Annotated in this window: 3 protein-coding genes and 1 pseudogene; all 4 read left to right on the top strand. The window is 48.6% G+C overall.

Annotation, left to right across the window (positions count from 1 at the left end):
• Positions 1–90 precede the first annotated feature (90 nt).
• A pseudogene (locus C8R21_RS15450) lies at positions 91–279 on the top strand (winged helix-turn-helix domain-containing protein); the annotation flags it as partial.
• Positions 266–739 (top strand): hypothetical protein, encoded by a 474-nt coding sequence (locus C8R21_RS15445; protein ID WP_107763484.1) that lies wholly within the window; start codon positions 266–268, stop codon positions 737–739. The pseudogene C8R21_RS15450 and the gene C8R21_RS15445, both read left to right, overlap by 14 nt.
• Entirely contained in the window at positions 726–1,400 is a 675-nt protein-coding gene (locus C8R21_RS15440; protein WP_107763483.1) for an ATP-binding protein, read from the top strand. Before C8R21_RS15445 ends, C8R21_RS15440 begins: the two co-directional genes overlap by 14 nt.
• Positions 1,401–1,582: 182 nt before the next feature.
• Positions 1,583–1,783, top strand: a complete 201-nt coding sequence (locus tag C8R21_RS16230) for a GlpM family protein (protein ID WP_219906700.1) — start codon at positions 1,583–1,585, stop codon at positions 1,781–1,783.
• Positions 1,784–2,184: the final 401 nt, after the last annotated feature.

The following is a 2,184-nucleotide window of genomic DNA, read 5'->3' as shown; positions in this document are numbered from 1 at the left end:
AAGCAGAAGCAAACTATTATCAGCAATTGGTCCAAAAGGCCACGGTAGAAGTTTAACTTAAACCAAAAAGCCTCCACGAAAACCGGGGCGATTCAACGCGCGGGAGAGGTTCTATCCCGGACCTTGATTGCGGAGCAAGTCTGGGATATCAATTTCGACAGTGATACCAATGTCATCGATGTGGCGATACGCCGGCTGCGCAGCAAGATAGATGATCCATTCGAAAAAAAGCTGATTCATACGGTGCGCGGCGTAGGGTACATGTTTGAAGATCGATAGCCTGCGGTGGATTGCATCCACCTCCAATCATTCGCGCTGGTCGATCACCAGGCAATTGACCTGGCTTTATGCGTTATCGGCCTCCATTATGCTCATCTTCGCTTCAGGATTCCTTTATTGGATTCTCATCACGACACTGGAAAAAGAAGATGAGCAGTTTCTCGACAGCCGGATCAAGTTTCTCGAGCGCCTCTTGCAGGCAGGCGACCGGGAAGCTCTGGAACGTGAAATCTCCCAGGAAAATGTCGGATTTACCAACTCCCAGTATAGTACCTACAGCCGTATTCTTAATGAATCCGGGATCACTCTTCATGAGACTCCTGGAATGGATCAAGAGACTCCCTCCGCTGTATTTCCCGACTCGCGAGAATCGAAAGGCAAGATAAAGAAATGGCATTCTGCTGACAATAAAACCTATTTGCTAAGTGTCACCCGGATAGGAAGCGATGGTTTCGGCTGATCTGGCGCATGAACTGCGCACTCCGATCAATAACCCGCGGGGAGAAGCCGAAGTGGCGCTTTCCAGGCCCCGGGAGGCTCCTGAATACCGCGAGATACTTGCGTCGAGTCTTGAGGAATACGATCGCCTGTCGCGCGTGATGGACAGTTTGCTATTCCTGGCCAGGGCCGATAATGCGCAGGCTATGATTACCCGCAGCCGGATCGATGTACGCACGGAAGTCACGAAAGTCATCAATTTTTATGAAGCATTGGCTGCGGAACAGAAGGTCCGAGTAACATGCATGGGGGATGGGACGATGGATGCTGATCCGATTCTTTTCCGAAGAATCATCAGTAACCTGCTTTCAAATGCCCTGCGCTACACGCCAGGCGGTGGGGAAGTTGCCTTTTCTATCCAATGTATCGACAGCGGGATCGAGGTTGTCTGCCGCGACAGCGGAGCAGGAATCGCGCAGGAACATTTATCGAAAATATTTGATCGCTTTTATCGGGTCAATCCTTCCCGTAATACCAAAAAAGAAGGGGCGGGACTTGGATTGGCTATCGTAAAATCGATCGTCGGTTTCACAATGGCAGGATCGGTGTACAAAGCACTATTGGCCAAGGCACTTCCATACAGCTTTTCTTTCCGACATAACATACGCCATAGCTTTCGTTAATCCCTGTAATTAAGCTCGTCCACACGGGATCCCGCGCCGCTCGATCCCATCGTTGCTAATCCTGGTTCTCTGAACATTACAGATTTGTAATGCCGTTGACATCATTGGGTCAGGATCCCCTTTTTATAATCTCCGCCAATAACCTTTCAAATACTGTAGGAAATCCAACGGAGGAAACCAAAATGACATTCTTGTCCATTAAAGCACTGCTGGGCGCCGCTGTGGTGATAATCATCAACTTGGCAGCGCACATGAAGAATTATTACCTCGCAGGTCTGGTGCCGCTGTTTCCTACCTTTGCACTGATCGCTCATTACATCGTCCGCAGTGAACGCACCCATGACGAACTCAAGAACACTATCCTGTTTAGCCTATGCGGATGATTCCACTTTTTTTCTATCTGGTGGCCATCTATATCCTGGTCGATCTTATACCGCTAAAATGGGCGCTTGCCTGCTCCTCGGCTCTATGGTGCCTGCCCGCGCCTTTTTACTCATTTTGTGGATGAAATTTCAAGAGACCACAGTCTGATCCACGAATGCCTTCCCGATACATTTGCCAGATGATACAGGTATGGAGTTACCCAAAAATTACTTGGCAATGACTGATTTACTTCCACCATTCATCTGTATATCGATCGCTGCATCAACCCCATCTTAGTCCATGGCTCAGGAATATAAACCTTACGTTTCATTTTATTTTGTTATAAGCAGCCTGCATGATCCTCATGCACTAACCGGAGCCCCGAAGCCTATGGCATCAGCAAGATACCTCTCCATTTTTT

The sequence above is a fragment of the Nitrosospira multiformis genome (genome assembly GCF_003050865.1).
Taxonomy (GTDB): domain Bacteria; phylum Pseudomonadota; class Gammaproteobacteria; order Burkholderiales; family Nitrosomonadaceae; genus Nitrosospira; species Nitrosospira multiformis_E.
The sequence above is the reverse complement of the archived record's forward strand: the minus strand, read 5'-3'. Positions and strand labels throughout refer to the sequence as shown.

What these genes read in the sequence shown, in the direction of transcription:
- C8R21_RS15440 (WP_107763483.1), top strand. Translation starts at nt 726, where the DNA reads ATGGTTTCGGCTGATCTGGCGCATGAACTGCGCACTCCGATCAATAAC.
- C8R21_RS16230 (WP_219906700.1), top strand. Translation starts at nt 1,583, where the DNA reads ATGACATTCTTGTCCATTAAAGCACTGCTGGGCGCCGCTGTGGTGATA.